At 56.0% G+C, this 25,175-nt stretch carries 31 protein-coding genes and 1 tRNA gene; 18 read left to right on the forward strand and 14 right to left on the reverse strand.

Annotation, left to right across the window (positions count from 1 at the left end; genetic code table 11):
- Positions 1–5 precede the first annotated feature (5 nt).
- From PH7735_RS19350 to PH7735_RS19360, 4 genes are all read right to left on the reverse strand, one after another.
- The gene (locus tag PH7735_RS19350) at positions 6–1,328 is read right to left on the reverse strand and encodes a calcium-binding protein (RefSeq protein WP_058313084.1); all 1,323 of its coding nucleotides are present in this window, start codon (positions 1,326–1,328) and stop codon (positions 6–8) included.
- 18 nt (positions 1,329–1,346) lie between these two features.
- Positions 1,347–1,490 carry a hypothetical protein gene (locus PH7735_RS20755; protein ID WP_158503275.1) on the reverse strand — a complete coding sequence of 48 codons (144 nt, stop codon included), beginning with the start codon at positions 1,488–1,490 and terminating at the stop codon, positions 1,347–1,349.
- Between the two features lie 168 nt (positions 1,491–1,658).
- Positions 1,659–1,734, reverse strand: a tRNA-Ala gene (locus tag PH7735_RS19355).
- Positions 1,735–1,819: 85 nt separating this feature from the next.
- Positions 1,820–2,146 carry a TIGR02300 family protein gene (locus PH7735_RS19360; protein WP_058313085.1) on the reverse strand — a complete coding sequence of 109 codons (327 nt, stop codon included), beginning with the start codon at positions 2,144–2,146 and terminating at the stop codon, positions 1,820–1,822.
- A gap of 109 nt (positions 2,147–2,255) precedes the next feature.
- Here PH7735_RS19360 and PH7735_RS19365 point away from each other — a divergent pair, with 109 nt between their 5' ends.
- The gene (locus tag PH7735_RS19365) at positions 2,256–2,948 is read left to right on the forward strand and encodes a M48 family metallopeptidase (RefSeq protein WP_058313086.1); all 693 of its coding nucleotides are present in this window, start codon (positions 2,256–2,258) and stop codon (positions 2,946–2,948) included.
- A gap of 30 nt (positions 2,949–2,978) precedes the next feature.
- On the forward strand, positions 2,979–3,629 hold the full coding sequence (locus PH7735_RS19370) for a GntR family transcriptional regulator (protein WP_058313087.1): 651 nt from the start codon (positions 2,979–2,981) through the stop codon (positions 3,627–3,629).
- A gap of 111 nt (positions 3,630–3,740) precedes the next feature.
- Here the strand turns inward: PH7735_RS19370 and PH7735_RS19375 are convergent, their stop codons facing one another.
- Positions 3,741–4,703 (reverse strand): acetyl-CoA carboxylase carboxyltransferase subunit alpha, encoded by a 963-nt coding sequence (locus tag PH7735_RS19375; RefSeq protein ID WP_058313088.1) that lies wholly within the window; start codon positions 4,701–4,703, stop codon positions 3,741–3,743.
- A 153-nt stretch (positions 4,704–4,856) separates the two neighbouring features.
- Between PH7735_RS19375 and PH7735_RS19380 the strand changes: the two genes are divergently transcribed.
- Both PH7735_RS19380 and PH7735_RS19385 read left to right on the forward strand, forming a co-directional pair.
- A complete protein-coding gene (locus PH7735_RS19380) occupies positions 4,857–5,699 on the forward strand; it encodes an AraC family transcriptional regulator (RefSeq protein WP_306341236.1) in 843 nt (280 codons plus the stop codon).
- A gap of 7 nt (positions 5,700–5,706) precedes the next feature.
- Entirely contained in the window at positions 5,707–6,342 is a 636-nt protein-coding gene (locus PH7735_RS19385) for a GyrI-like domain-containing protein (RefSeq protein WP_058313089.1), read from the forward strand.
- Here PH7735_RS19385 and PH7735_RS19390 read toward each other — a convergent pair.
- The gene (locus PH7735_RS19390; RefSeq protein ID WP_058313090.1) at positions 6,321–6,914 is read right to left on the reverse strand and encodes a LysE family translocator; all 594 of its coding nucleotides are present in this window, start codon (positions 6,912–6,914) and stop codon (positions 6,321–6,323) included. The genes PH7735_RS19385 and PH7735_RS19390 overlap by 22 nt on opposite strands.
- A gap of 73 nt (positions 6,915–6,987) precedes the next feature.
- Between PH7735_RS19390 and PH7735_RS19395 the strand changes: the two genes are divergently transcribed.
- A complete protein-coding gene (locus PH7735_RS19395; protein WP_058313091.1) occupies positions 6,988–7,440 on the forward strand; it encodes an Lrp/AsnC family transcriptional regulator in 453 nt (150 codons plus the stop codon).
- Positions 7,441–7,456: 16 nt separating this feature from the next.
- Here PH7735_RS19395 and PH7735_RS19400 read toward each other — a convergent pair whose 3' ends face one another.
- Together PH7735_RS19400 and PH7735_RS19405 are read right to left on the reverse strand one after the other, a co-directional pair.
- Positions 7,457–8,074, reverse strand: a complete 618-nt coding sequence (locus tag PH7735_RS19400; protein WP_058313201.1) for a hypothetical protein — start codon at positions 8,072–8,074, stop codon at positions 7,457–7,459.
- Positions 8,075–8,157: 83 nt separating this feature from the next.
- Complete coding sequence (locus PH7735_RS19405) at positions 8,158–9,120, reverse strand: L-malyl-CoA/beta-methylmalyl-CoA lyase (protein WP_058313092.1); 963 nt, start codon at positions 9,118–9,120, stop codon at positions 8,158–8,160.
- A gap of 514 nt (positions 9,121–9,634) precedes the next feature.
- Here PH7735_RS19405 and dgcN point away from each other — a divergent pair.
- The 4 genes from dgcN to PH7735_RS19425 all read left to right on the forward strand — a co-directional run bounded on the left by dgcN (position 9,635) and on the right by PH7735_RS19425 (position 13,524).
- Positions 9,635–10,636 carry an N-acetyltransferase DgcN gene (gene dgcN, locus PH7735_RS19410; protein WP_058313093.1) on the forward strand — a complete coding sequence of 334 codons (1,002 nt, stop codon included), beginning with the start codon at positions 9,635–9,637 and terminating at the stop codon, positions 10,634–10,636.
- A 77-nt stretch (positions 10,637–10,713) separates the two neighbouring features.
- Complete coding sequence (gene dgcA / locus PH7735_RS19415) at positions 10,714–11,679, forward strand: N-acetyl-D-Glu racemase DgcA (protein WP_058313094.1); 966 nt, start codon at positions 10,714–10,716, stop codon at positions 11,677–11,679.
- A 92-nt stretch (positions 11,680–11,771) separates the two neighbouring features.
- Positions 11,772–12,599 carry a hypothetical protein gene (locus PH7735_RS19420; protein ID WP_145865382.1) on the forward strand — a complete coding sequence of 276 codons (828 nt, stop codon included), beginning with the start codon at positions 11,772–11,774 and terminating at the stop codon, positions 12,597–12,599.
- A gap of 64 nt (positions 12,600–12,663) precedes the next feature.
- Positions 12,664–13,524, forward strand: a complete 861-nt coding sequence (locus tag PH7735_RS19425) for a D-amino-acid transaminase (protein ID WP_058313096.1) — start codon at positions 12,664–12,666, stop codon at positions 13,522–13,524.
- A gap of 51 nt (positions 13,525–13,575) precedes the next feature.
- Here PH7735_RS19425 and PH7735_RS19430 read toward each other — a convergent pair whose 3' ends face one another.
- The 5 genes from PH7735_RS19430 to PH7735_RS19450 form a co-directional block, all read right to left on the reverse strand.
- Positions 13,576–14,370, reverse strand: coding sequence for a DODA-type extradiol aromatic ring-opening family dioxygenase (locus PH7735_RS19430; RefSeq protein ID WP_058313097.1), 795 nt, complete (start codon positions 14,368–14,370; stop codon positions 13,576–13,578).
- Between the two features lie 116 nt (positions 14,371–14,486).
- Entirely contained in the window at positions 14,487–14,804 is a 318-nt protein-coding gene (locus PH7735_RS19435) for a DUF1244 domain-containing protein (protein ID WP_058313202.1), read from the reverse strand.
- Between the two features lie 96 nt (positions 14,805–14,900).
- A complete protein-coding gene (locus PH7735_RS19440) occupies positions 14,901–15,143 on the reverse strand; it encodes a DUF6868 family protein (protein ID WP_058313098.1) in 243 nt (80 codons plus the stop codon).
- Between the two features lie 120 nt (positions 15,144–15,263).
- On the reverse strand, positions 15,264–15,611 hold the full coding sequence (locus PH7735_RS19445) for a 5-carboxymethyl-2-hydroxymuconate Delta-isomerase (protein WP_058313099.1): 348 nt from the start codon (positions 15,609–15,611) through the stop codon (positions 15,264–15,266).
- Positions 15,612–15,614: 3 nt separating this feature from the next.
- A complete protein-coding gene (locus PH7735_RS19450) occupies positions 15,615–16,364 on the reverse strand; it encodes an N-formylglutamate amidohydrolase (protein ID WP_058313100.1) in 750 nt (249 codons plus the stop codon).
- A gap of 120 nt (positions 16,365–16,484) precedes the next feature.
- On the opposite strand from PH7735_RS19450, the gene pyk reads away from it, so the two are divergent.
- The 9 genes from pyk (at position 16,485) to PH7735_RS19495 (ending at position 23,869) form a co-directional block, all read left to right on the forward strand.
- The gene (gene pyk, locus PH7735_RS19455) at positions 16,485–17,930 is read left to right on the forward strand and encodes a pyruvate kinase (protein ID WP_058313101.1); all 1,446 of its coding nucleotides are present in this window, start codon (positions 16,485–16,487) and stop codon (positions 17,928–17,930) included.
- A gap of 29 nt (positions 17,931–17,959) precedes the next feature.
- Positions 17,960–18,184: a hypothetical protein gene (locus PH7735_RS19460; protein WP_058313102.1), complete on the forward strand. Its 225-nt coding sequence runs from the start codon at positions 17,960–17,962 to the stop codon at positions 18,182–18,184.
- Positions 18,185–18,291: 107 nt separating this feature from the next.
- Positions 18,292–18,492, forward strand: coding sequence for a 50S ribosomal protein L35 (gene rpmI, locus PH7735_RS19465; protein ID WP_054000659.1), 201 nt, complete (start codon positions 18,292–18,294; stop codon positions 18,490–18,492).
- A gap of 14 nt (positions 18,493–18,506) precedes the next feature.
- Positions 18,507–18,872 (forward strand): 50S ribosomal protein L20, encoded by a 366-nt coding sequence (gene rplT / locus PH7735_RS19470; RefSeq protein ID WP_058313103.1) that lies wholly within the window; start codon positions 18,507–18,509, stop codon positions 18,870–18,872.
- Between the two features lie 235 nt (positions 18,873–19,107).
- The gene (locus PH7735_RS19475; protein WP_058313104.1) at positions 19,108–20,178 is read left to right on the forward strand and encodes a Hint domain-containing protein; all 1,071 of its coding nucleotides are present in this window, start codon (positions 19,108–19,110) and stop codon (positions 20,176–20,178) included.
- A 71-nt stretch (positions 20,179–20,249) separates the two neighbouring features.
- On the forward strand, positions 20,250–21,320 hold the full coding sequence (gene pheS / locus PH7735_RS19480) for a phenylalanine--tRNA ligase subunit alpha (RefSeq protein ID WP_058313105.1): 1,071 nt from the start codon (positions 20,250–20,252) through the stop codon (positions 21,318–21,320).
- A 17-nt stretch (positions 21,321–21,337) separates the two neighbouring features.
- Positions 21,338–22,039 carry a hypothetical protein gene (locus PH7735_RS19485; RefSeq protein WP_145865383.1) on the forward strand — a complete coding sequence of 234 codons (702 nt, stop codon included), beginning with the start codon at positions 21,338–21,340 and terminating at the stop codon, positions 22,037–22,039.
- 75 nt (positions 22,040–22,114) lie between these two features.
- Positions 22,115–22,894: a type 1 glutamine amidotransferase gene (locus PH7735_RS19490; protein WP_058313107.1), complete on the forward strand. Its 780-nt coding sequence runs from the start codon at positions 22,115–22,117 to the stop codon at positions 22,892–22,894.
- Between the two features lie 51 nt (positions 22,895–22,945).
- Positions 22,946–23,869: a dimethylarginine dimethylaminohydrolase family protein gene (locus PH7735_RS19495; protein ID WP_058313108.1), complete on the forward strand. Its 924-nt coding sequence runs from the start codon at positions 22,946–22,948 to the stop codon at positions 23,867–23,869.
- A gap of 2 nt (positions 23,870–23,871) precedes the next feature.
- Here PH7735_RS19495 and PH7735_RS19500 read toward each other — a convergent pair whose 3' ends face one another.
- Positions 23,872–25,002 carry a DUF2652 domain-containing protein gene (locus PH7735_RS19500; protein ID WP_058313109.1) on the reverse strand — a complete coding sequence of 377 codons (1,131 nt, stop codon included), beginning with the start codon at positions 25,000–25,002 and terminating at the stop codon, positions 23,872–23,874.
- Between the last annotated feature and the right edge of the window lie 173 nt (positions 25,003–25,175).

Here is a 25,175-nt window from a genome sequence, read left to right on the forward strand (position 1 = left end):
GCCCCTTACAGGGGAAGGTCGAAATTGCCCTGATCCGTGCGGATGACGAGGGTGTCTTGTGCTGCACCGTCCACAAGCGCCCAGAGTATCTGCAACGTGGGAACATGGGTGACAAAGACCTCGGCAACCGTGTCGCTGCCGGCACCCGGCGTGGTCGAGATGGCAAGATGGAAATCTGCGGCATCGGCATCGCCGGCAAAGACCAGAACGTCATTTTCGGATGCTTGGTAATCTTGAACCCAATCGGTGCCATGGCCCCTGACTCCGGCGTGATAAAACCGGTCTGACCCTGCGCCGCCGTTCAGCCGGTCAAAGCCGAAACCTCCGTTCAAGAAGTCAGCGCCCTCTCCTCCGAACAGCACATCCGCGTAAGATCCCCCATTAAGGGTGTCTTGACCCGTGCCCCCGATCAGCGTGTCAGAGCCACGAATGCCCCCGATGAGCAAGTCGTCGCCTGAATCTCCATGAAGTGAATCATTTCCGTATTCTCCGTTCACCGTGTCATTGCCGGCTCCGGCGCAAACAATGTCTTGAAGGTCAAACAGGCTCCATTGGTCGCCTGAGCCACCAAAGATCAGATCATCGCCATCGCCACCCGTGAGAGTATCGCGGCCATTTGCACCCCAAAGAGTGTCGTTCCCCTCACCGCCATGCAGCCTGTCTTCACTGGATTGACCGAAAAGCTTGTCATTCCCGCCCAGGCCATGAATCGTATTCGTGCGTTCTGCAACGGTATAGTCGTTGTTGGTTCCCGTGATCCGTAGCACATCGTCGACGGCATCATGGCCGATCAGGGTGACACCGGCCCCAAAGACGGTGACCGCCTCTATGCTCACAAGATTAACTGTACCGCCCATAAAGGCGACACTGCCGTCAGAAACGTCAATCACCGTACCGGAAGGCATCGCAAAGCTTGGGCGGCCATACCCCCCTGCATCTCCGATCCGAAGCTCGTCGTACCCCGAACCTGCATCTAGCGTATTGATCCCTTCAGACGGAGGCGTCTTCAGAAATACAACGTGGTCTGCGCCGCCAAGGATGACTTCGGACGGATTGAACGAGTCGTCCAGATATAGCCAGCGATAGTCGTCTACGGTTTCAACGAATCGATCAATCTGGGATGAGAAATAGGCTGTCGCCTGTTCGATGACGGCGTCGTCGCTTCGAGATGCCCACAGCATCAAAAATCCGAGAGGGTCTGCATCAAGCTCTAAACCGGTCGCGATGGCCATTGGCGTGTCGCCCGACCCGAAAAAGCGGATTGTTTGAATGGTGCCTGTCACGCCTCCGGTTTCTCCGGCAAGGAGAGCCTCGCCTTCGATTTCCAAGCGTGCGCGCTGAAAGACTTAGCCACGGCCCGAGCGGAAAGTCTTTTCGAAGATGTACGTCTCCCCTTCCCAGAACTGGTCATAGTCCGAGCCGGAAATGCTGTGGCTGTCGTAACGGTCAAGAAACGCAGGAATTGCGTTCCATCCAGTCAAAGTTCCCATCAATACCCTGCCACTCAATCTGTCACTGAAACGACAAGGATAACTGAACTGATTTGAGGTGCAATCTCAGGTTGCATCAGGCGGGCGTTGTGGACATGAAGGCGCACGACGCAACAGCATCTGCATTACCAAACATGGGAAATCATGACGATCAGGAAAGGGTTGGTTTGGTGGAGCCTAGGAGGATCGAACTCCTGACCTCTTCGCTGCCAGCGAAGCGCTCTCCCAGCTGAGCTAAGGCCCCAAAACCAACAGGCATCTCAGCCTGTGCGCGACTAATTAGGCGTATGTCGGAGCGGGTTCAAGTGAAAAATTCCCGCTCCTCCAATTTAATTTTCTTCGTCGTCCGCAGCAACATCTGCGATTTCGTCGAGCGAGACGTTTTCGTCATCGTCGTCATCGTCCAGAACGTCGTCGTCCAGTTCGATATCTACTGCATCGTCATCCAGCAGATCAGCATCTTCTGCATCGACGTTCGTTTTAGACTTCAGGTTCGCAGCGTCTTCTGCATCCGCTTCGATCATGCGAGTCTTACCGGCAGTAAATTCCAGCACATCACCGGTGTAAGGTGAAACGATCGGATTTTTGTTCAGGTCGTAGAAACGTTTGCCGGTGGTCGGGCACAGGCGCTTGACGCCCCATTCTTCTTTGGGCATGGGAAATCCCCTTTAGATTCTCATAAGTGATGTCGACGGTTTGGGCCAACTGCCATAAGTGTTGTCCCGTGTCAAAGGGTATAGTGCTTTAACCCGCCTAGGAGAGTGCATGCAGCCACATATCATTCCCGGAAATCCGCCGATAGAGGTGATTCTGCGCCATTCAACCAGAGCGCGACGGATCAGCCTGCGTGTGTCGCGTCTTGACGGTCGGGTCACGCTGACATTGCCCAAAGGCGTGCGCGAGGCCGAGGCGCTGGATTTTGCGCGGCAAAAGCAGGATTGGCTGCGCCATCAGATTGCACGGCAACCGGATCAGGTGCAGGTGGGCATCGGGGTTGAGCTACCGTTTGAAGGGCGCCCTTTGTTGGTCACGCATGGCGCTGGGCGCAAAGTGGATATCGCACAAGGAGAGTTGCGCGTTCCCGGCTCGGTGGACCGCACAGCGGCGCGCTTGCAAGGGTGGCTAAAAGAAATGGCGCGGGATCGCCTGACCGCGGCGTCAGATCGCTATGCCGCGCGTCTGGGAAAATCCTACAGCCGAATCACGATGCGGGATACCCGCTCGCGCTGGGGGTCGTGTTCGTCCGCAGGGGCCCTTATGTACAGTTGGCGCCTGATATTGGCGCCCGCGACGGTCCTTGAATATGTCGCGGCGCATGAGGTTGCCCATTTGAAAGAAATGAACCACTCGTCCGCCTTTTGGGGCACCGTTGATGACATCCACGGCCCCTGTATGGAACAACGCAAATGGTTGCGGGACAACAGCGAGTTTCTGCACAGATATCGATTTGGCGATTGACTTGGAAATTTTTGTGATCACATTTGTCCCATGTTGACACAACCACGCCCCCAAGACTCGGCCAGTTCGGCACATGAACGCGTTTACCGTCGTTTGCGCACGCGGATCATGCACGGCGAAATCGAACCCGGGCAGGCGTTGACGCTGCGCGGGATCGGCAAGGAATACGAAGTCTCGATGACACCCGCACGCGAGGCGGTACGACGTCTTGTGGCCGAAGGTGCGCTGTTCTTGTCAAACTCGGGTCGCGTATCGACGCCAGAGCTGTCCAGCGAACGTATTGAAGAGCTGGCCGCGCTTCGGGCCCTGATTGAGGTCGAGCTGGCCAGCCGCGCATTGCCTCGGGCGCATATGGCGCTGATTGACCGCCTTCAAGCGATCAACGGCAATGTTGCGCAGGCTGTCGAAAACCGCGATGCCGTCAGTTATATCAGGTCCAATCTTGAGTTTCACCGAACCCTTTATTTGCGCGCGCAAGCCCCGGCGATGCTGGCGATGGCGGAAACTGTCTGGCTCCAACTTGGCCCGACGATGCGGGCGCTTTACGGCAAGCTGCGCAAAAAAGAGCCGCCCCATTTTCATCGGTTGATTATCGCGGCGCTGAAGGCGGGCGATGAGCCCGGCCTGCGTCTGGCTGTGCGCTCGGACGTCACGCAAGGGCTCAAGATGCTGGCGCGCTAACGCGCCGCTCCCGCCCTTTTGATACCACATCACAGATGCGGTCCAAAACGTTGGGCCGTGCCGCGCCATAGGCGCGGCGTCCGCTTGTGACTTGAAGCGTCCCGTCCCGTGTTAAGCGGCGAGACCTTTGCTGCCCATCTGTAGAAACTTCTCTCTGCGGGCTTTGACGAGCTGTTCCGGTGTAAGGTTGCCCAACTCCCGCAGCATATCGCCAATCGCGCGACCAACGGCCTCGATAGTGGCCTGACTGTCGCGGTGGGCGCCGCCTTTTGGCTCGGAAATGATACGATCATTTACCCCGAGTTTTTGCAGATCTTGTGCTGTCAAACGCAGGGCCTCTGCCGCCTCGCGCATTTTCTCGGCGTCTTTCCACAAGATCGACGCACAGCCTTCTGGCGAGATCACGGAGTACACCGAATGTTCGAGCATCGCCACGCGGTTGGCAGTGGCAAAAGCCACCGCGCCACCGGACCCACCTTCGCCGATCACGACAGAGATGAGAGGCACACCAATCTGGAGACATTTTTCGGTCGAGCGTGCAATGGCTTCGGATTGGCCGCGCTCTTCTGCACCTTTGCCGGGATAGGCGCCGGGCGTGTCGACAAGCGTCACAACAGGCAAGCCAAATTTGTCAGCCATCTCCATCAGGCGAATCGCTTTGCGATACCCTTCCGGACGGGCCATGCCGAAGTTGCGTTCAATACGCGACTTGGTGTCATTGCCCTTTTCATGGCCAATGACCATGACGGGAGTGCCGTCAAAACGCGCCAATCCACCCATGACGGCATGGTCGTCAGCGAAATTGCGATCCCCTGCGAGGGGTGTGTATTCGGTGAACAGAGCGTCGATGTAATTCTTGCAATGTGGACGTTCCGGATGACGCGCGACCTGACATTTGCGCCAAGGGGTCAGATCCTTGTAAAGATCGTCCAGAAGTTCAGCGGCCTTGCGGTCAAGCGCTGCGGCTTCGTCCGCAACGTCCATTTCCTCGTTCTGGCGCGCCATCGCACGTAATTCTTCGGCTTTGCCTTCGATCTCGGCCAATGGCTTTTCGAAGTCGAGGTAATTGGTCATGGCGCTCTCCGGTTCAGTGGTGCGGATTGGTATATGACCCTGCGGCACGCCAAATGCAATGGATTGCAAACACAAGGCAGGCGACAATGGCACACATTCAGCAAGATTTGTGCATCTTCGAGATGGCAAAACGGATACTGGAACTTGGATGAAATGAATATGTCGATGCAGTATGAAAAACGGATGTTGCGTGTGTTGCAATACATTCACGACAACCCGGCCGGTGATTTGTCTTTGGACCGTCTGGCAGAAGAGGCCGCGATGTCGCGGTTTCACTGGCATCGCGTATTTCGCGGCATGACAGGGGAAACCTGTGCCCAGGCCGTCCGACGGGTTCGTCTGCACAAGGCGGCGAACCTCTTGCTTGAGGGGAAAATCGACCCTGCAAAGATGGCCGCGCATGTCGGATACGACAATCCACGCAGCTTTGGTCGTGCGTTTGCTGCGCACTATGGCCTCAGCCCATCCGAGTTCCAGAAACAGGGACGTCACACCGTTCCTTTGCTATCTCGGAAAGAAGGAGAGTTTGCCGTGTACCCCATTGAAATTCGAAAAGAGCCGGCCCGCAAAATTATGGGCCTCAAGCACATCGGCCCCTATCATGAAATCGGCCAAAAATTCGAGGCGTTCAGCACCATCTGCCGGTCGCGGGACCTGTGGCCACAGTTTGGCCAAATGGTGGGCGTGTATTTCGACAGTCCCGATGAAACGCCTGCGGGCGAGCTGCGCAGCCTTGCAGGGGCTGAATGGCGCGGGGCGACCGCTCCGGCGGAAATGGAGCAGGTTGATCTGCCTGCTGGTCGCTATGCCGTTTTGACCTACAAAGGGCCATACGCAGGTCTCGGGCTGGCCTATGATGCCTTGTTTGGTCAGTGGCTTCCCAACTCTGGTGAATTGCCGGCAGATGCCCCCTGTTTCGAGGTGAGCCAGAACTGCCCGCTCAATACCACGCAACAAGAGTTGGTGACCGAAATTTGCCTTGCTTTGGAGGGGTGACACTGTCGTGGAGAAGCTTGATTTCAAAAAGGTCGACAAAGCGTTCTACACCGGAAAGGCCGGGGTTTGGGATATTCTCGATGTTCCGGCGTGGTCTTTCATTATGGTGGACGGACAGGGAAATCCAAACGGGCACAGTTATGCCCGTGCCCTCGCGGCGCTGTATCCGGTGGCCTATGCGATCAAGTTCGCCAGCAAAGCCGTCGGTAATGACTATGTCGTGCCCCCGCTCGAAGCCTTGTGGTGGGCAGAAAATCCCGATGCTTTTACCCAAAACCGTCGGGATGAATGGCAATGGACTGTTATGTTGCGTGTTCCTGAAACCGTGAGCCGCGATACGTTTGAACGTGGCCAGGGCGCGCCTGCGGCCAAGCTCGAGAAAAAGAAGCAGGATGTTACTGCGGTCTCTGAGTTGCGACTGGCCACGTTATCCGAGGGGAGATGCCTGCAAACCTTGCACATCGGACCATACACGGATGAAGCCCCCGTGCTGGCCAACCTGCATGACAGGGTGATGCCTGACTTGGGGGTGACCTTTCACGGCCCCCATCACGAGATCTATCTAAGCGACCCGAGACGCACAGATCCCCAAAAGCTCAAGACACTCTTGAGGCAACCCGTTCAGCCCAGCACAACAGGGTAAAGTGAGGCAACTAGCAGTCCCGCCATCGTCCAGTTAAACATCGCTAGACGGGCGGGGCTGTTCAGCAAACGCCTCATTTGTTGCCCCATGATGGTCCAGCTGCTGACGCAGGGCAGGTTGATTACCCCGAACACAGCCGCCACAAACCCAACGGCAAGCAATGACCGGTCAGGCGCATAGAGCGTGATCGCGGTGAGCGCCATTGTCCAGGCCTTCGGATTGACCCATTGAAACAGCGCTGCTTGTAAAAACGTCATCGGAGTGCCGCTGGACGTGCCCTGGTCGGGTGAACCGGCATTGGCGATTTTCCACGCCAGCCACAGCAAGTACACGATGCTCGCAACCTTGAGAATGGTATGCGCAACCGGAAAGGTGTCGAAGACGCCCATCAGCCCGATCCCAACCATCACGACCATAAGCGTGAAGCCGATTCCAATGCCCAGCATATGGGGAATCGAGCGCCGGAAACCAAAGTTCGCACCCGAAGCCATCAACATAAGATTGTTCGGTCCGGGGGTGATCGAGGACACAAAGGCGAAAACCGCGAGGGCAGAGAGGATATTATAGGTCATACAAGCAACTATGCGGAATTCACGGGCGTTAGTGGTTGTCTTTTTGTGTGATTTTCACTTAATTTTGCAACTTATGAGCAAGATTGACAAAATAAATGAAAAGATATTGCAAGCGCTGACAGCTGACGGGCGCATGAGCAATCTCGATCTGGCAGAGCGGGTGGGCCTTTCGCCGTCTGCGTGCCTGCGTCGGGTGCAAGAGTTGGAACGCACCGGCGTGATCAAAGGGTATCGCGCGGTTCTGGATCGTGCCGCGATGGGGGTCGGGTTTGCGGCCTATGTCACCGTAGGTTTGAAAGAACATACCAAATCGGCCCAGCTGGGGTTCGAACGCGCCATGGCGCTGTCTCCCGAAGTGCGAGAATGTCACAATGTGACCGGTTCATTCGAGTATATTTTGCGGGTCGAGGCCGCAGATCTCAATGCATACAAAGCATTTCACACGGATGTTCTTGGCACGGTGCCGCATGTGAACGCCATCACGTCCTATGTCGTGATGGATTCTCCAAAAGACGAACGCGCCTGAACAGACGCGCCCATTCCTATCCCTTGATCGCTGCCCGAAGGGCCGCTTCGGGGGATGTGAGCACGGGTGTCTTCAAATCGGCCAAAAGGGGGGCTGCCTGGGCCATGCTGGCTTGGGCAAGGATCACACAGGCAAAGTCGCGTTGTTCCAATGCGTCCCGTACGCCACCGGCCATACAGGCGGCAAAGGCTTCGAACTGTCCGGCTTCGAACAAGGGCCAGAATTCACTGAGGTTCAGGGGGGCGACTTCTGCGGGTGTGTTCGCGGCGGCAAGAGCCGCTTCCAGCGCCTGCAACGAGGGTTGCGCGGTGCTGTCCAGCGCATAGACCAAAAGAATAGGACCGCCGATTGCTGCGGCTTCGGCCATCATGGGGGCGTCAATCCGAATGGCGCCCGCCTGTGTCGCGGCTTCTCCGATGGTGGTGCAGGTGCAGATGACCGTGCCCTCTGCTGCTTTGATTGCGGTCGCGATCTCGTCACGCAGACCCGTGCGCAGGCCATGTTTCTGTGCAGACCTGAGCCAGTCTTCCCGAACAAGTTGCATAAGGTCGGCTTGGGGCGCGATGCGTTCTGCCAAAGCTTTGAACGTCGGGACATGCGCGCCGGATGTATGAATCAGTGTGATTGTGGTCATGGCGACACTTAAGTGAACAAACGGACAAAAGACAACGGGCGGCGCCATCGGCACCGCCCGTCTTAACTTGATCTCGGCGGACCTTATCCGTTTTGCGCGATCAACTCGGCCTGTGCCACGATCACTTCGGCCTGCTTGATAGACGCGATGTCAACCAAACGACCTTTGTAAACGGTTGCGCCTTCGCCATTGGCCTTTGCCGTTTCCATCGCGGCAAGGATTTCGCGTGCTTCGGAAACAGCTTCTTCCGACGGTGTGAACACTTCGTTTGCGAGGGCGATCTGCTTGGGGTGGATGGCCCATTTGCCAACCATACCAAGGGTCGCCGAGCGTTTCGCCTGTGCGATATATCCATCATCATCCGAGAAGTCGCCGAACGGGCCGTCGACCGGCAGAACGCCGTGGGTGCGGCAGGCTGCGACGATTGCGGTCTGTGCCCAGTGCCAGGGGTCCGACCAATGCTTTTCGCCTTCGCGCAGCATGTAGTAGTTTTCCTGCGTGCCACCGATGCCTGTGGTTTGCATGCCCATCGACGCGGCAAAGTCAGCAGCACCAAGGCTCATCGCCTGCAAACGTGGCGACGAAGCAGCAATCGCTTCGACATGTGCGATACCCGCAGCGGATTCGATGATGACTTCGAACGAAATCGGCTTTGTCCGGCCTTTGGCGGTTTCGATTGCCGTAACCAGCGCGTCAACGGCATAGACGTCTTCGGCACAGCCCACTTTGGGGATCATGATCTGGTCAAGGCTGTCGCCTGCCTGCTCGAGAAGGTCCACAACGTCACGATACCAGTATGGCGTGTCTAGACCGTTGATGCGGACAGACATATATTTGTTGCCCCAATCAACCGTGTTCAGTGCTTCGATGACATTGGCGCGCGCGACGTCTTTGTCAGAAGGGGCAACCGAATCTTCGAGGTCCAGATTGATCACGTCAGCGGCAGAGGCTGCCATTTTCGGAAACAGTTTGGTGTTCGAACCTGGGCCAAACAGCTGACAGCGGTTTGGGCGGGCGGGGGCGGCGGGCTGAATACGAAAGCTCATGTCGGTCCTCTCGGTAAGGAAATTTCGTCAGAATTGGGTAAAGCGTTATTAAATTGCGTCGCGGCGTGCAAGTGAATTTTGCGGTTGCAGAAATTCCAACGCTGCGTTGCGGCGCCGCCGGCACCAATATGTGTCTTGGTGGGAAGGATCACATGAAAGGAAGAAATTTGGGTCAGTATTTGTGACATAATGCGGTGCTCGCTTGCTTTGCCGCCCTGTGTTTCATGACAATCAGGCGCCGTTCCGGCCCGGGCAATGCGCCTCCTCCAACTCTAAATCCACGCGCGGGATGTCGTGATCGAACCCGTTGCCACTCAAAAAGTGAATCAGCGGATGATTCCTGAGGGGAAGGGAAGAAAAGAGACAGTTGTCGTGACCTAGTGGAAGAAAATTCGATAAAATTTAAAAAGAATGAAAGGAACTTGCACGAAAGGCGGCAATGTTCACGTATTAGGTATGATTTTGCAGAACAAACAAGGGAAGCTCTCGTCCAAGATAGAAAAGGATTCCCGTCATGATCAAAACTCCATACCTGCTGTTCTTGGGTGACGCGCCCGACCAATTGGCTGCCAAAGTTGCTCAAGGCATCAAAGACTGGCGTCCTGAAAACGCTGTAGGCCAGTTCCGCATGGAAGGCTGCAAGGCTGACGTCGGTCTGGCGGACATGACACTTCTCGAAGCCAAAGAAGCCGGTGCAAAGACACTGGTTATTGGTGTTGCGAACCGTGGCGGTGTCATCTCGCAAGAATGGAAAAAAGTTTTGGTGATGGCGCTGGAAGAAGGTTTCGACCTTGCATCCGGACTTCACAACCTGCTGCGCGACGAACCTGATCTGGTTGCGGTCGCCGAGGCAACCGGCCAAGCTCTGCATGATGTGCGTGTTCCCGAAGTGGAATACCCGATCGCAAACGGCAAAAAGCGTGCCGGCAAGCGTTGTCTGGCAGTTGGAACCGACTGTTCGGTTGGCAAGATGTATACCGCTTTGGCAATGGACGCAGAAATGCGCGAGCGTGGTTTGAAATCAACCTTCCGCGCAACAGGCCAGACCGGCATCCTGATTACAGGCGACGGTGTGCCGTTGGACGCGGTGATTGCCGACTTTATGGCGGGCTCTGTCGAATATCTGACACCTGACAACGACTCCGATCACTGGGATCACATCGAAGGTCAGGGCAGCTTGTTCCACGTGTCCTATTCCGGTGTGACAATGGCATTGATCCACGGCGGCCAGCCAGACGCATTGATCCTTGCACACGAGCCGACACGCGAGCACATGCGCGGCCTGCCCGAGTATCAGCAACCGTCACTGGAAGCCCTGCGCGATATGGCGTTGTCCTTGGCCAAAGTCGGGAACCCCGATTGTCAGGTCGTCGGAATTTCCGTCAACACCCAGCACATGGCTGAAGATTCAGCCAAAGCCTATTTGGCCGAGTTGGAAGACAGCATGGGCTTGCCGGCAACCGATCCCTATCGTTTTGGCGCTGGCAAGCTGGTGGATGCGCTCGTCGCTCTGTAAGTTACGCCTGAGTTTCGAGGGGCCAGCGCCGTGTCGGTGGCCCCCGACCGACCACAAAACGAAAAAGGGGCCAGCGGGTGCAGATTTCAGTTACGCGTGACGTGTTTAAATTGGCGCAAGTGTTTACGATTTCCCGAGGATCGCGGACAGAAGCCAAAGTGCTCACCGTGAAAATCACGGACGGCGACTTTGCCGGGTGGGGCGAATGTGTGCCCTATGCCCGTTACGATGAAACGCTTGAAAGTGTAACTGCCGAGATCGAGAGCCTGCCGGCCGAGTTTGACCGGATGGCGCTGTATGATCTGTTGCCAGCCGGAGCTGCGCGCAACGCGGTGGATTGTGCGCTTTGGGATCTAGAGGCCAAGAAAGCAGGCAAACCCGCTTGGGAGCTTGCCGGCCTGTCGGCGCCGGGTCCCGAGGTGACAGCGTATACATTGTCGCTCGGTACGCCGAAAAGCATGCAGGAACAAGCCGCGAAAAACGCCTTTCGTCCTTTGCTGAAAATCAAACTGGGCACGCCCGACGATATGCCGCGCCTCGAAGCGGTTCGTGCCGGTGCGCCGAACTCAACCATCATCGTCGACGCCAACGAAGGCTGGAGCGCAGAGGTTTATGCCGATCTGGCGCCCCATCTTGTGCGGCTTGGCGTGGCGCTGGTTGAACAGCCTTTGCCGGCTGGTGATGATGACGCCCTGCTGGGCATGGACCGCCCCGTGCCGGTCTGTGCGGACGAAAGCTGTCATGACCGCAACAGCCTTGCCAAGCTGAAAGGCAAATACGACGTCGTCAACATCAAGCTTGATAAGACCGGCGGCTTGACAGAAGCCTTGGCTTTGCGGGACGCGGCGTTGGCTGAAGGCTATGATGTCATGGTCGGATGTATGGTTGGCTCGTCGCTCGCGATGGCGCCTGCGACACTGGTTGCACAGGGCGCTGTTGTGACGGATCTTGACGGCCCGTTGCTGTTGGCCGAGGATCGCGAGACGCCCTTGTTGTTTGATGCCGAGGGCGTACATCCGCCCAAGGCTGCGCTGTGGGGATGATCCGGCCGGGGCAATCGGCCCTGGCCACTCGGTTGATAGGGCGGGATGATCTGTTTACGGTCGAGACGACTGTTTTTCAGGGGTGTCGCGTTATGAAAGCTGCCGTTTCCAAGCTGATATCGCTGTGTCTGGCAGTGTTTTTCCTGTCCACGGCAACAGCCTCGGCGCAAGGCACCTGGACGGTGACGCTGACGTCGAAACAAGCCAAAGAACTGAAAGAGCTCAAGTCTTCCAAGGCACACACAGCCATGGCTGTGTCGCCTGATGGTCCTTGGGGCACACGTTGGGGCGTGCGCTCTGCGGATGCGGCAGGGGCCGAGGCATTGGGAAACTGCCGCGCTTTTCTGAAAAAGGGCCTTAGGGATTGTGTTCTGTATTCCGTGAACGGACTCGTTGTGGCGGACCCTGTGGTCAAGACAAGCAAAGTATCGGCCGTGTACAAGCCCGTGGACGGCAAGGCGGCTCCCGGTATTTTCGGTCGGGCGAATGTCAATTTCGTCGGGAATGTGCAAGCGGCCGAGGCGGACATGACCGCCCTTTTGGCCAATCCGGCACACCGCAGCAATCTTCGCCGTGACGCGACGCTAGAGGGCATGCTGCGCGAACGCAGCTTTATGAACACCAAGAAACGCGGTTTTGCCATTTGGTTCGAAAAGGGCCGTGGCGCGCAGTACTCGGCGTCCAATAACGGGACGCTGAAAATGTACTTCGGGGATTGGCTTGGCACCCGTGACGGTCTCGTCTGTATGTTCGACAGCGTCTGGGATTCGGGCAAGGCCGTCGGAACGCGCTGTCTGGTCATTCATCAGATCAACAAGGGCGCGGCGGATTTTTCATGGCCGGGATCGGGCCACGGGACAACAACAGTGCGCAAGGGCCAGATCATCGCAGGGGACGCCCGTCGGGGCGCCGTGCGTTGACAAAATGGCCTTATGCACCGAAACAACAACGAAGCAGATGACTTAGCGGAGAAGACAGAGAACCATGACCAGAACCGTTTATGTAAATGGCGAGTACCTGCCAGAAACCGAAGCGAAAATCTCGATCTTTGACCGGGGGTTCCTGATGGCGGACGCGGTCTATGAAGTGACCAGCGTGCTGGACGGCAAGCTGATCGACTTTGAAGGCCATGCCGTGCGTCTCAAACGGTCTTTGGATGAACTGGACATGGCCGAGCCATGCACCAAAGAGGAATTGCTGGAAATTCACCGCAAGCTGGTTGAAGCCAACGATATCGTCGAAGGCCTGATCTATTTGCAGGTAACACGCGGGTCGGACGGTGATCGTGATTTCGTTTTCCCGTCCGAAGACACCAAACCCACCATCGTTCTTTTCACACAGAACAAGCCGGGTCTGGCCGACAGCCCTGCTTCCAAAAAAGGCGCAAAAATCATCTCGATCGAAGACATCCGCTGGGGTCGTCGTGACATCAAAACGGTTCAGCTTCTCTATCCGTCGATGGGCAAGATGATGGCCAAGAAAGCCGGTGCCGACGATGCGTGGATGATCGAAGACGGTTACGTGACCGAGGGCACATCGAACAACGCCTATTTCGTCAAGAACGGCAAGATCGTGACCCGTCCTTTGTCCAATGACATCCTGCACGGGATCACCCGCAAAGCTGTGCTGCGCATGGCCCAGGAAGCCCAAATGGAAATCGAAGAACGTTTGTTCACGATTGAGGAAGCCAAGGAAGCGGATGAAGCTTTCACAACATCTGCTTCGGCTTTTGTGATGCCGGTAGTCGAAATCGATGGCGTGACATTGGGCGACGGAACACCGGGCCCGATCGCCAAACGTCTGCGCGAAATTTATCTCGACGAAAGCCTCAAAGCAGCGATCTGATCGCGGCACATCTGATTGGGAAAGGCGGGGCTGGGACCCCGCCTTTTTTGTTTATCCGAACCGAAATCCCGAGGCCGTCACACCACCAAAAATATCGGTCTGGTGATAGATGCGGGTGACGGGATCGTCTTCGGCAGCCCCCAGTGCGGCGAAGATCGGAACAAAGTGGTCTTCTTTGGCATGACATGTGCGCGCGTGGGGTGCCTGTTCCCAGTTCTGCAACACCTGCGTGCGCTCTTCTGGGGGCAGATCAAGGGTTGCGTTCAGCCAGACATCAAAAGCCTCGGAAGGGACCCGCGCCGTTTCATTCATCAGGCGCAGGTTATGATAGCTGAGACCCGATCCAATGATCAGAACCCCCTGATCCCTAAGCGGGGCAAGGGCGCGCCCAAGGGCAACGTGGGATTCTGGATCATAGTTTTGATGCATCGAGACCTGAAACAGCGGGACATCTGCATCGGGATACATGATCGCCAAGGGCACAAACGTGCCGTGGTCAAATCCGATGTCCGGATCAAGACGCGTTGGCAGGTCCGCGTTTGAAATCAACGCTGCGGTTTCTTTGGCAAGATCGGGCGCCCCCGGTGCGGGATAGACCACATCATAGGTTTCCCTTGGAAAACCTGAGTAGTCATAAACCATCGGCGGTCTGGCCGCTGACATGACGGCAAAGCTGTCCTGCTCCCAATGTCCCGACACCACGAGGATGGCTTTGGGCTTTGCAGGCAGCTGTCGGGGCATGTCCCGTAACGATTCCTCAAGGGGGGCAAACTGGTCACGCCAGCTTGGCATCCATGGCCAGGGGCCACCACCGTGAGAGATGAAATAGGTGGGCATACGTGTCATCTGATGTCCTTGCAGCGTTATGAATGCGACATCATCAAACTAGCGAATGCGGCGCCTCGATCACACGCCGATGGACGCACATGTTTTGTGCGTCCATAATCGGGAGCTGGCTCGGTTCAGCCTTTGTCCGTGCCGACGTTTTCTTCAAACGCGACTTTGAACGCGGCTTGCTTTTCTGGGCTCGCGTCGGTCTGATAATTGGCTTTCCACTCGTCCATTGTCATACCGTAGTAGATTTCGCGGGCCTCGTTCTTGTCCATCTCGATGCCGCGCTCGTTTGCGGCTTCCTGATACCACCGCGAGAGGCAGTTGCGGCAAAAACCGGCAAGATTCATCATGTCGATGTTTTGCACATCTGTGCGCTTTTCCATCAGGTGCTCGCGCAACGTGCGAAAGGCTGCGGCTTCAAGTTCGATCTGGGTTTGCTTGTCGATGTCCATGTCAGAGACTCCTGCGGAAAAGATGGGGTTGGCTTGTTGTAAGCGCCCTTGCCAGTCGCAACAAGAGAGCGCAGGTCGCAGGTGGGTGCGTCACCCCATCAGGGTGAGCGCAAGCCAAGGCACAAAGGCAAAGACCAGTGCCAGAACCTTGTACGTCGCAAGCCAGTTAAAATAGGCGCGTTTGACGTCGGCCCGTTCCATATCAAACATATTGGCATGAAGGTTTGTCGCCCAGTCGCAGGTGACAAGAAGCATCCCGCCCGCAAGCGCCAGAAAACCGAAATTGAGAACGGTCATCCAGCCAAAAAAGGTGGTGAGTGTTTCAACGGTCATGAGAGGCTCCTTTCGCTGTGGCGTCCACGATATCTTTCAAGAAAGATATGGGGATTGTCAGGCCATTCTGCAAGAAACCCCACATGCGAAACCGCCCGGAAAAGAACCTGTAATGGCGCTTTACAGAGCCCGCTTGCGATAGACCTCGCGCTCCATGTCAACGGGTTCAACGCTTAGGCTGCCAACACCTGTCAGATGTGTGTGAAGCAGTCGCAACAGATCTTCGGCCAGCCCGGCCTTGGCCTCGGTCGAGCGTCCGGACAGCATTTTGACCGTGAGGTGGGCAAAGGTTTCGGGCGTCAGGCCAGACCGCACATTTGTGCAGGCAATCGACCTGACCTTGACCGCGGCAGGTGCCGCAGCAAACACCGGATGGGCAGAGGCCAGATCAAATACCGCATCCATCAATGCGGTGATGTCGTGGCTTTCCGACAATTCGGATGAATGTTCGAGGATAAGGTGGGGCATAATTTAAAGTCCTGTCCGTTCAAGAACATCGTTGAGCATTGGGGCAAGGCGTTCGGCCCATGCGTTTTGCTTGGGGTCGGTGTCGATCTCGTCGTGGCGCAGCTCGATCAGCGTATTGAGGTGCGGCGTGTCCTTGCTAAAGCAGTGACTGTCAATTGAATCGCCCAACAGGTGACCGGCATAGGGTTCATTGTCCCCAACGGTCAGGTCGCTTTCTTCCTGCAACCGCTCGATAAAGGGAAGGCTGAAGCGGTCTTCCTGTGGCGCATGCAGGATGCCGATTTCCCACGGACGAGAGGCGCGGCCGTTCAACTTTGGTGAAAAACTGTGCATGGCGATGATAATGGGGTCTTCGCGTTCTGCGACCAGTTCACCATATGCTTTGTGATAGGGGCGGTAATAGGCCTCTTTGCGGCGCTCGATCTCGGCCTCGTCGATATAGCGGTTGGCCGGAATGATTGTGCCGTCATAAAGGTGCATCACGAGGGTTGGATCATCCTCGCCGCGATTGGGGTCAATCACCAAACGCGAAAAATTCGATGCAATAACCGGAGCATCCAGAAGCTCTCCTAACCGTAGAGAGGTTCCAAGCGCACCGATGTCATAGGCGATGTGGCGCTCCATGTCGGACGGGGCGAGACCCAGATCGCCATTGTTTATTTCAACCGGAACGTGGTTGGATGCGTGGTCAACGGTGATGAGCCAGCGTGATTTGCGCTCGCGGCCATAGATTTGAAACGGGTGGTATGTCATGTGCCTGTCATTTCCTTCCGCAAAAGACTTAGGGTAGTTGTTGTTGGAATGGAATTGGGCGATAAGGCTCAAAGCAGAAGTTAGCGGTAACAATTGCCGCAAATATGAAAAGACTGGCAGATGAGACGACTGAGAAACGTAAAGATCGTGGCGACGCTGGGTCCAGCTTCGGAAACCTATGAGATGATCAAGGCCCTGTTCGAGGCCGGAGCAGATGTGTTCCGACTCAATATGAGCCACGGCACGCACGACGAAATTCGTGAAAAGCACCGGATCATTCGCCAGATCGAAAAGGAACTGGACAGTCCGATTTCAATTCTGGCGGATTTGCAGGGCCCGAAATTGCGCGTTGGCGTATTCGCAAACGAAGCCGAAGACTTGGCCGATGGCGACAGTTTCCGGTTGGACCTTGATCCGGCAGAAGGCTCATCCGCGCGGGTCTGCCTTCCGCATCCCGAAATTTTTGCAGCACTCAAGCCCGGTTCGACACTGCTGGTGAATGACGGCAAGATTCGGTTGCAAGTGGACGCCTGCGGAGAAGATTTTGCCGACTGTACCGTTATTGCAGGCGGTCAAATTTCGAATCGCAAAGGTGTGAACGTGCCGGATGTGCTGTTGCCTTTGGCGGCCTTGTCCGAAAAAGACCGCGATGATCTCGAATTTGCCTGCGGTCTGGGTGTGGATTGGCTTGCCCTGTCGTTCGTCCAGCGTCCCGAGGATGTCGAAGAAGCACGCAAGCTGACACAGGGGCGGGCTGCGATCCTGTCCAAAATCGAAAAACCGTCTGCGGTCGAAGCATTTGAAAGCATTCTCGCCGTCTCCGACGGAATCATGGTCGCACGCGGTGATCTCGGGGTCGAACTGCCGGTAAGCCATGTGCCGCCGATCCAGAAAAGGCTGGTGCGCAAATGCCGGTATGCGGCCAAGCCGGTCATCGTCGCCACGCAAATGCTGGAAAGCATGATCGACAGCCCGATGCCCACCCGCGCCGAGGTGTCCGATGTCTCGAACGCGATCTACGAAGGGGCGGATGCGATTATGCTGTCTGCCGAATCTGCTGCGGGCCATTACCCGATCGAGGCGATTTCGACGATGAACGCGGTGGCGGAAGAGGTCGAAAGTGATCCGACCTATCGCGAAATCATCGAAGCCTCGCGGACTGCGCCACGCTCAAGCGTTGCCGATGCGATTGTTGCCGCGGCGCGCGAAGTTGCGGAAACGACCGAGGTCAAAGCGATTTGCTGCTTTACCGAATCGGGTACGACAGCCCTGAAAATTGCGCGGGAACGGCCGCGTGTGCCCATCATCGCGATGACATCCCTGCGCGGCACGGCACGCCGCCTGTCTTTGTCATGGGGAACGAACTGCGTCATGACAAGCGAACTGGACCGCTTCAAAGGGGCCGTGGTCGCGGCTGCACGGGCTGCAACGGCACATGGATACGCAGGACCCGAAGACCAGATCGTCGTTACAGCGGGCTTGCCGTTCAATGTTCCGGGCACAACGAACATACTTCGTGTCGCACCGTGTGATGAGCGTTTGATTTATAACATGGAAACAGAGTAGTTTCCCCGTCAGCAGGGAGACGTGCGGTCATGAACACCGACTATTTGTTGACGATTGGAATGTTAATTGGTTTGTTTTCCATCCCGGCCATGTTGTCGGCCTATGCTGATTTGCGGCCGCCAAGGTTTTCAATGGCGGCCTTCATTCTGGCGATGGCACTGATGGCTTATGCCTATGCGAGCCATCCGGGCGGATACGATGCTGCGGATATTCCCAATGTCGTGGTGTCGGTGATCGCAGATATCATCAAATAACCCCTTGCTCTGCTGAGGATTGCGCCGTATATGGCCCCTCTGTGCGCGCGACCGGCCCGAGAGGCATGCCGAGTCGCGTTTCGAACCGATCATCTAAGGAGACGGAAATGCCCAAGATGAAGACAAAGTCGAGTGCTAAAAAGCGCTTTAAAGTGACTGCCACTGGTAAAGTGCTGGCTGGTCAGGCCGGTAAACGCCACGGCATGATCAAACGTACTCGCAAATTCATTCGCAACGCTCGCGGAACCACCACGCTGTCGGCCCCCGACGCAAAGATCGTCAAGGGCTTCATGCCCTACGACCGCTAAGAGGAGTTTGAGAGATGTCCCGAGTAAAAAGTGGTGTAGTCACCCACGCCCGTCACAAAAAAGTCGTTAAGGCCGCTAAAGGCTACTACGGTCGTCGCAAGAATACCTTCAAGGTAGCGTCGCAGGCCGTCGACAAGGCGAACCAGTACGCAACACGTGACCGGAAGCAGCGCAAGCGTAACTTCCGTGCCCTGTGGATCCAGCGTATCAACGCTGCTGTGCGTTCGCACGACGAGGCTCTGACATATTCGCGCTTCATCAACGGCCTGAACCTGGCTGGTATCGAAGTGGACCGTAAAGTGTTGGCCGATCTGGCCGTACACGAGCCAGAAGCTTTTGCTGCGATCGTTGATCAAGCAAAAGGCGCGCTGGCCGCCTAAGCTATTCCCTTTACTGGGAAATGAAGCGCCGCTGATCGCAAGATCGGCGGCGTTTTTGCGTATATACCCCGCCTGACCCGGGCATTGTGTCCGCGTTTGTGGCGCGCAAAAGACCAGCGGGTACAAAAAGCCAAATTTTCTCCATTTTTTTGATGAACTCATGCCGTACCTGAATGGGATGTGAGTAGTTGGTGTGTGATGCATCCCCTGTCGTAACGAGTAGTTGGAGCCTTCAATGGCGCGAATAAGTGAGCTTCATTATTCTAATGCCTATGCGAATAGCTCTGGGGTAAATGAATTCCTCGAGGTGGCTTTGTCGTCCTCGGACGACCCGGCCGATTTCACTGTTTCTTTTTATCAGAGCAATGGAACGGTCGGGCTCGAGCTTTCGCTGACGCATCCCGACATTCAGGTAAGCGTTGATCCCGATAACGGCGAAACGGTCTACGTCATTTCGGCAGATGATTTCGACATCCTGCTGACTGATCCGGATGGCGGTGGATCAACCAACTACGAAGCCTACGCGCTGACCAACACCACAACGAATGACGTGATCGATTTTTACGACATCGGTGGCGGGACGCAGAACATCGTGGCGGTTGACGGTGCAGCAGCAGGCGCAATTTCGGACAACCTCGCGGTTTTGGTGGGGCCGAATTCAACCACCACAACCCTTCAGTTCAATCAGCCGGACCCGTTCGAGCTCACCTATGGCACGGTAGGTCCCGGTGACACGGGGCTGGCGTGTTTTGTCAAAGGCGCGATGGTGAACACCCCCAGTGGCCCGCGCAGGATCGAATTGCTGCAAGAAGGGGATCAGGTCATCACACGCGATCACGGCCCGCAGCCCATTCGCTGGATTGGCCATCGCACAGTCAAGGGGCAGGGCGTGTTTGCGCCGGTCCGCGTGGAAAAAGGCGTGATGGGCGCAACCCAAGACCACTATGTTTCACAGCAACACCGAATGCTGATCACAGGCTGGCAAGCCGAACTTCTGTTTGGCGAAGACGAGGTGCTTGTGCCCGCAAAGGCACTGGTGGCTTCCGGGGCTGTTACGGTCGCGCCACGCTCCAGCGTTACCTATTTCCATCTTCTCTTTGACCAGCATCAGGTCATCACCGCCGATGGTGTAGAGAGTGAAAGCTTCTATCCCGGCGACCAAGGCATGAAAGGCTTTGCCAAAGAAACCTGTGACGAGGTTTTGGCCCTTTTCCCCGAACTGGCCTGCGGGCGTCCCGACTTTGGCGACATGGCCAGGCCCGCCATGACAGTGCAGGAAGGCACCGCGCTCGCGGCTTTGGTCTGAGGCACCTTGCAATCGCGGCCCTTGACCGTTAGCAGACTGGCAACGAACTGAACGCCGGGAATGGGTCCGCTATGGAAGATCTGCGCAACAAGTATCTTGAACTCGTATCAGGGGCCGCTGACGAGGCCGCACTGGAAGAATTGCGCGTGCAAGCGGTCGGTAAAAAGGGCGAAATCAGCCTCAAAATGCGCGAACTGGGCAAAATGACCCCTGAAGAGCGTCAGGTGATGGGCCCCAAGCTGAACGCGTTGAAAGACGAGATCAACTCGGCGCTGGCTGCGAAAAAGGCCGCTTTGGCGGATGCTGCTCTTGATGCGCGGTTGAAAACAGAATGGCTCGACGTGACCTTGCCGTCCCGCACGCGTCGTCAGGGCTCGATCCATCCAATCAGCCAGGTGACCGAAGAAGTCACCGCCATTTTTGCCGATATGGGGTTTGCCGTGGCCGAAGGCCCGCAGATCGAAACGGACTGGTACAACTTTGACGCCCTGAACATTCCGGGCCACCACCCGGCTCGCGCCGAGATGGACACGTTTTATACCCATCGCGCAGAGGGCGACAATCGCCCGCCCCACGTTCTGCGGACGCACACGTCGCCGGTACAAATCCGCACGATGGAGAAAACCGGCGCCCCGATTCGCATCATTTGCCCCGGTCGCGTCTATCGCGCCGACTATGACCAGACACACACACCGATGTTCCATCAGGTCGAAGGTCTGGCCCTTGGCAAAGACATTTCCATGGCCAACCTGAAATGGGTTCTTGAAGAATTCTTCTCGGCCTTCTTTGGCACGCATGTGGAAACCCGTTTCCGCGCGTCGCACTTCCCGTTCACGGAACCATCGGCCGAAGTCGATATCCAGTGCAGCTGGGAAGATGGACAGGTCAAGGTTGGTGAAGGCAATGACTGGCTCGAGGTTCTCGGGTCCGGCATGGTGCACCCCAAAGTGCTCGAGGCCGGTGGCATCGATCCCAACGAATATCAGGGTTTCGCCTTTGGCATCGGCATCGACCGTCTGGCGATGCTGAAATACGGCATCCCCGACCTGCGCGCCTTCTTTGACAGCGACCTGCGCTGGCTGCGCCACTACGGCTTTGCCTCGCTGGACCAGCCGACCCTGCATGGCGGCTTGGCTAGGTAGCGGAAAGGCTTTTGTCTGTGAATAACTCTTTCGCTTCTGGTTTGCTGGCTGGGCTAATAGCAACAGTGCTTGGAGGACTTTTACTATGGTTCTTTATCCAGTTTTTGGAGAAAGAACCGGAGATCTATTGGTTTGAGTTGGCATCATATGAGTTGCCCGAAAAGTATCGAGATGCGTTTGAAGTCGATATTGAGTCCGAGAACTACGAAAAGGAAACTAAAGATAGGTTTAATTCAGCTTACCAGAGTCTGTATCTAGTTGGGAATAAGGGTAGTCTACCTGCAAAAGACGTTACGCTACTCTTCCCTAAACAACCACTTAATGTGTTGGCGCAGACTGATGTTCCCAAAGAGTTTCATGAAGAAGAAACCGGAAATTTGTCTCGGTTAGTTTTGTCTTCAGTTGAAGCTGGGGAGCAAGTGGTAGTTATCGTAGTTGGAGCAGGTTCGAGAGAAGCAATTGTTTCGTTCAATGGCTCAAAAATCGACCAAACCTTTAAGTCACACTTAGAGAAGACAGACGGCAAAAAGCATGTTTCTCTGTCGGCAATTTGGGTTGCACTCGGAATTGTTGTTTTTGTTGCTGTATTTATTTGGCTGACCTTGATTACTGATAGGGAAGAAAAGAAAAAGCGCCGAAAAGAAGTAAGGGACGAACTAGAAGCGCAAGGGCTTTTACCTTCCGACGAAAATGTAAAGGCAGACGAAGCGACGAATTAAGCTAATCCATGTCGCGAAATGTTGGTTTTCTGATCTGAGAGCGCCTAACCTTTTCCCTGAAAAGGAGCCGCGCTTATGACCACTCTTCTCATTCTCGAAGGCAATGCGACCGCGCTTGTAGAGGCGGGCAAATCCGATGCTTTGCCATTTGCCAAATGCTTTATGTCGGTCGATCCGTCGTTGTCGTTGCGGGTCGCCAACCCTTATGCCCGCGATATCACGCTGGATGACCTGAAGGGTGTGGACGGCGTCGTGTTCACCGGCTCTGGCGTGGCGTGGTCCACAGCAGAACCCGAGGCGGAACCCTTGCGTGCGGCCATGCGTATCGTGTTTGAGACGGGGCTGCCGGTTTGGGGGTCTTGCAACGGGATGCAATTGGCGGCCGTCGTCCTTGGCGGCAGGGTGGGGGCTTCGCTCAAAGGGTCTGAAGTTGGCGTGGCCCACGATATTCAGCTGACTGATGCCGGCGCTGCGCATCCAATGATGGCCGGAAAAGCATCTGGCTTTGTTTCTCCCTGCGTGCATCGTGACGAGGTGCAAGACCTGCCGGAAGGGGCGGTTCTGTTGGCGGGAAATGACCACTCTCCGGTGCAGGCTTTTGCCTATGCCAAGGACGGTGTTGATTTTTGGGGGGTACAGTATCACCCCGAATGCGACAGCCGCGATATGGCCGATTGGTTGCGCGGGCGTGGTGCAGAAACAGATGCGCTGGTTGCCGACCTCGAGATTGCCGAGACAGATTCGGACGCCGCTGCACGTTTGGGAACATCGCCCAAAGGGCTGACAACACCGGAACGTGCCCGTGAACTGATCAACTGGGTCCAACACGTCAAAACGCGGGCAGACTGCGCTTGACACTTGGTCCGGTCCCCCCGACCGTGACGAAAAGAGCCAAGGGAGCATGACATGGGTGAACAAGGATTTTCGTTGAATGCGCGTCGCGAAGGTGGCGGCACCCCGATTCTGAACAACTGGGGCGCCAACAGTGACTATGGCACGCTGCGGTCTGTTCTGTTGGGACCGATCGAGAATTACAAATGGCTGAAGACGTCGAGCTTGTCGAAAAAATCCCTGCGTCGCGGGGTACAGTTTGACCCCAAGGTGGCCCAGGCCCAGCACGCCGAGATGGTCGACGCCTACCGGTCCGCGGATGTCGAGGTCAATTTCCACAAACCCGATCCGCATCTGCCCTATCAGGTCTATGCCCGCGACAGTTCGGTGATGACCCCGATGGGCGCGATCATCACCCACATGGCACAGCCGTGGCGCCGTGGAGAAAACTTCCGCGCGATCGAAACCTATCATGATCTCGGTATCCCGATTTACGATTATGTGACTGCTGGCACCTTTGAAGGCGGCGATTTCAATGTGATCGAACCCGGCGCGGTGCTAATAGGCTGGGAAGGTCCCGAGGGGCGTTCGTCTGAGGAAGGTGCCAAACAGATCGGTGCCTGGATGGAGGCCGAGGGCTGGGAAGTGATGTTGATGGACATCGACCCTTATTATGTCCACATCGACCTGATGGTGGTGATGCTGGCCCCGAAACTGGCCGCAGTGTGTATCGAATGCACCGATCCCAAAGTCGTGGATTGGCTCAAATCCAAGAACATCGAAATCATCGAAGTGCCGTTTCAGGAAACCATGGCGCTGGGCTGTAACGTTGTTGCCCTTGGCGAAGATCGCGTGTTGCTGCCCGCCGCCTCAAAGACCCTGAAAGAAAAGCTCAAGGCGCTGGGTTTCACGATCTATGATCCCGAACTGGACATGATCACCCAAGGCGGCGGAGGCGTGCACTGTATGTGTCAAAGCCTGATCCGCGACCCGGGTTAATCTTAGCTGGCCAGATCCAGAGTCGCATCGCTTGCGATCATTTTATGAGCCAGCTCGGTCATTCTGCGGATGCGGTTTTCCTTGTCCGGAAGAATGATCGAGCACAGCTTTTTCTTGACCGCACCGGTCATGAGCTTGCCCATGATTTTGGGCGAGGTCGGCATGCTAAAGCGGATTTTGACCATTGTTCCGTCGCCGACCTGCACCAACTCGTCCGTTTCATGCATGGTGATGCCCATCGGCAGGTTATAAAGCCCCGTCGCGTACTCTCCGGGGTTCCAGTCGACGATTTCAAACGGGAAAATATCGTCCCCGTGATGGCAATGATACAGCGATCCCGGCTCAAGCTTGCCGTTGTTGGTGTTGAACATTTCAACATGGTCCGCCCCAAGCCAGCTGGCGCGTAAGTCGGGACGAGTGCAGATGGTAAATGCCACATCCGGGGACACGGGCAGGGGGATGATCCACTCGTCAATCAACAGTTTCTGCGAGGCTTCAACAAATGTGCGTTGAGAGCTCCGACGGCGGTTCCATGCGGCCCGCATGTCGCGCACCACGTATTCGACTGCACCAATATGCTCGATATCTTCGGTATAGAATTCCGAGTCGTCAAAGTAATCGACCATGTCCATCGCCTTGAGCGCGTCGCAGGTGATGAGTGTATATGCCGTCAGACCGGTGTCGGCCTTTACGCTGTTTTTCAAAAGACGGAATGCGGTGATCACGTCCTGTCCGGCAAGCTCTTCGCGACCACCGGTTTCCTGCATCACGCATTGGCCGTGGTGCACAACAATCTTTAACTCAAGCGCCTTGATGTTCGAGCAGGCATCACAGGTACACCCTGTGTTCACCACCATTTTTTCCTTGCTGCGTGCGAACACGCAATAAAGCTGTTCGGCAAAATCGAGAATGAACTGTTTGCTCATGACTTCGCTTTCAAAGGCATAGGCAAACACCGCATCGCCCTGTAATCCCGAAATCGCAAGCGGCGAGCGGATGGCGGGCACAAGATCACCAAACAGCCCCTCAAGTATGCCCTTGGCGTGCTCAATCGCGGTTTTTGACATAAACTCTGTGTAACCGGAAATATCTGCAATAACGAAAAACGCAGTCTTGATATCTGAACCAGACATGTCTTGTCCTCCCTCTCCCCCGTAATGGAACGAGTAGACACCAGTTTTTGTGATTTACCGAACCTTTTGTTTACCTCAGGGAAGCTTGGACTTTGCGGCGCTGCCAGAAATATCAGTGACCGAATGGCATTTCCGCCGTTTCGCTGTCGGGAATAACGCGTATTCAACGTGGC

Origin of the sequence: Shimia thalassica, from assembly GCF_001458215.1 — a bacterium.
Classification (GTDB): Bacteria; Pseudomonadota; Alphaproteobacteria; order Rhodobacterales; family Rhodobacteraceae; genus Shimia; species Shimia thalassica.

What these genes read in the sequence shown, in the direction of transcription:
- PH7735_RS19400 (WP_058313201.1), bottom strand. Translation starts at nt 8,074, where the DNA reads ATGACCACAATCACACTGATTCATACATCCGGCGCGCATGTCCCGACG.
- PH7735_RS19420 (WP_145865382.1), top strand. Translation starts at nt 11,772, where the DNA reads ATGAAAGCTGCCGTTTCCAAGCTGATATCGCTGTGTCTGGCAGTGTTT.
- PH7735_RS19390 (WP_058313090.1), bottom strand. Translation starts at nt 6,914, where the DNA reads ATGACCTATAATATCCTCTCTGCCCTCGCGGTTTTCGCCTTTGTGTCC.
- PH7735_RS19430 (WP_058313097.1), bottom strand. Translation starts at nt 14,370, where the DNA reads ATGACACGTATGCCCACCTATTTCATCTCTCACGGTGGTGGCCCCTGG.
- dgcN (WP_058313093.1), top strand. Translation starts at nt 9,635, where the DNA reads ATGATCAAAACTCCATACCTGCTGTTCTTGGGTGACGCGCCCGACCAA.
- PH7735_RS20755 (WP_158503275.1), bottom strand. Translation starts at nt 1,490, where the DNA reads ATGGGAACTTTGACTGGATGGAACGCAATTCCTGCGTTTCTTGACCGT.
- PH7735_RS19380 (WP_306341236.1), top strand. Translation starts at nt 4,857, where the DNA reads ATGAATATGTCGATGCAGTATGAAAAACGGATGTTGCGTGTGTTGCAA.
- PH7735_RS19370 (WP_058313087.1), top strand. Translation starts at nt 2,979, where the DNA reads ATGTTGACACAACCACGCCCCCAAGACTCGGCCAGTTCGGCACATGAA.
- PH7735_RS19450 (WP_058313100.1), bottom strand. Translation starts at nt 16,364, where the DNA reads ATGACATACCACCCGTTTCAAATCTATGGCCGCGAGCGCAAATCACGC.
- PH7735_RS19475 (WP_058313104.1), top strand. Translation starts at nt 19,108, where the DNA reads ATGGCGCGAATAAGTGAGCTTCATTATTCTAATGCCTATGCGAATAGC.
- rpmI (WP_054000659.1), top strand. Translation starts at nt 18,292, where the DNA reads ATGCCCAAGATGAAGACAAAGTCGAGTGCTAAAAAGCGCTTTAAAGTG.
- PH7735_RS19405 (WP_058313092.1), bottom strand. Translation starts at nt 9,120, where the DNA reads ATGAGCTTTCGTATTCAGCCCGCCGCCCCCGCCCGCCCAAACCGCTGT.
- PH7735_RS19440 (WP_058313098.1), bottom strand. Translation starts at nt 15,143, where the DNA reads ATGACCGTTGAAACACTCACCACCTTTTTTGGCTGGATGACCGTTCTC.
- PH7735_RS19445 (WP_058313099.1), bottom strand. Translation starts at nt 15,611, where the DNA reads ATGCCCCACCTTATCCTCGAACATTCATCCGAATTGTCGGAAAGCCAC.
- rplT (WP_058313103.1), top strand. Translation starts at nt 18,507, where the DNA reads ATGTCCCGAGTAAAAAGTGGTGTAGTCACCCACGCCCGTCACAAAAAA.
- PH7735_RS19395 (WP_058313091.1), top strand. Translation starts at nt 6,988, where the DNA reads ATGAGCAAGATTGACAAAATAAATGAAAAGATATTGCAAGCGCTGACA.
- PH7735_RS19365 (WP_058313086.1), top strand. Translation starts at nt 2,256, where the DNA reads ATGCAGCCACATATCATTCCCGGAAATCCGCCGATAGAGGTGATTCTG.
- PH7735_RS19500 (WP_058313109.1), bottom strand. Translation starts at nt 25,002, where the DNA reads ATGTCTGGTTCAGATATCAAGACTGCGTTTTTCGTTATTGCAGATATT.
- PH7735_RS19490 (WP_058313107.1), top strand. Translation starts at nt 22,115, where the DNA reads ATGACCACTCTTCTCATTCTCGAAGGCAATGCGACCGCGCTTGTAGAG.
- pheS (WP_058313105.1), top strand. Translation starts at nt 20,250, where the DNA reads ATGGAAGATCTGCGCAACAAGTATCTTGAACTCGTATCAGGGGCCGCT.
- PH7735_RS19375 (WP_058313088.1), bottom strand. Translation starts at nt 4,703, where the DNA reads ATGACCAATTACCTCGACTTCGAAAAGCCATTGGCCGAGATCGAAGGC.
- PH7735_RS19425 (WP_058313096.1), top strand. Translation starts at nt 12,664, where the DNA reads ATGACCAGAACCGTTTATGTAAATGGCGAGTACCTGCCAGAAACCGAA.
- PH7735_RS19460 (WP_058313102.1), top strand. Translation starts at nt 17,960, where the DNA reads ATGAACACCGACTATTTGTTGACGATTGGAATGTTAATTGGTTTGTTT.
- PH7735_RS19360 (WP_058313085.1), bottom strand. Translation starts at nt 2,146, where the DNA reads ATGCCCAAAGAAGAATGGGGCGTCAAGCGCCTGTGCCCGACCACCGGC.
- pyk (WP_058313101.1), top strand. Translation starts at nt 16,485, where the DNA reads ATGAGACGACTGAGAAACGTAAAGATCGTGGCGACGCTGGGTCCAGCT.
- PH7735_RS19495 (WP_058313108.1), top strand. Translation starts at nt 22,946, where the DNA reads ATGGGTGAACAAGGATTTTCGTTGAATGCGCGTCGCGAAGGTGGCGGC.